Source organism: Butyrivibrio sp. WCD2001, from assembly GCF_000424485.1.
Classification (GTDB): Bacteria; Bacillota; Clostridia; order Lachnospirales; family Lachnospiraceae; genus Butyrivibrio.
The window spans coordinates 1-1,046 of sequence record NZ_AUJZ01000060.1 but is presented as its reverse complement, the minus strand read 5'-3'; the positions used below and the strand labels follow the sequence as shown (position 1 = coordinate 1,046).

The window sequence follows — 1,046 nt, the reverse complement described above, 5'->3', positions numbered from 1 at the left end:
TGAGGTAACTGCAAAACAGCGTGAGCTCTATAAGCTCATTGGAGTCGATGCCCCGACATGATCAAACCTTGGTATAAAATGACGGGACTTTAGGTCTAAATCCGTACATACGTTCCTTATCTTATCATAAGTTATATATCCAGCATCTCTTGAATTTGTCGGTATAAATGATATAGGAAGTTTTGTTTTTTTCTTATCTTTACTTACTACACCATTAAGCATATTCTGAAACACATCATTTGTTAGCAAGTGTACAGAAAGAGAGTTCATGGAACTTCTTGGTGATTCATAGCCTTTTATTTTTGCATTATCAAAATCACTTGAAACACTTCCATTCTCCTCCACTCTTGACCCTTCACTGGTTCTTACATAGCAATCTGCAAAAGGTATGTATCCTATCTTATCATCCAAATACATAAGCTTTATGCTTTCAAATCCTCTGAATTTTCTAAAGGTCATGAACGACAGTAACGTACTTAAATATCCATAATATTCGCTAAAGCTTTTTAATGGTTGTGCAGACTCAAATTCAATATTCAGAACAGATATTTTGTTTTCGAGACTTGATCCCTTATCCACATCAGTTCTACTGCTGATAACAGACCCAAAACACCATGTACTTCTCTGATTGTCAATAGTCACATTAAACTTCTTTGAATTATAATATTCTTTGTGAACTCTATAGTTAAATCTTGTATCCTCAACCTCTTCATTTATTTTCTGATCTGTGTTATTATCTCCATTTTCTGCATTATATTTTAGGACTTGATTCAATTCTTCTTCTTTTTTATAATCTTCCCTCAATGCATAAGGAGGATTTACCGACATTAACGCCCCATTTTGATACTCAATTGCCTGAAATCCAGGAAATGCAAATGTTCCGTCAGAATTAATCTTTGGTATCAAATTGAATACCATATAACACCAAGTGTTAAGAACAAATGCCGATCTTATTTGTTGTTTGTTACTTTACCTGCATTCTAAATTCTGTTTTTGAATCACTTTATTTAAAGGTGTGGACTTATTTATTCTGGTGCATAATACGC

1 protein-coding gene is annotated in these 1,046 nt (G+C 33.6%); it reads right to left on the bottom strand.

What is annotated here, in order from left to right; translation table 11 throughout:
• Positions 1-27: 27 nt before the first annotated feature.
• Complete coding sequence (locus G630_RS0117825; RefSeq protein ID WP_155832028.1) at positions 28-918, bottom strand: hypothetical protein; 891 nt, start codon at positions 916-918, stop codon at positions 28-30.
• Positions 919-1,046: the final 128 nt, after the last annotated feature.

Coding starts and splice junctions, on each gene's coding strand:
- G630_RS0117825 (WP_155832028.1), bottom strand. CDS start 918: ATGGTATTCAATTTGATACCAAAGATTAATTCTGACGGAACATTTGCA.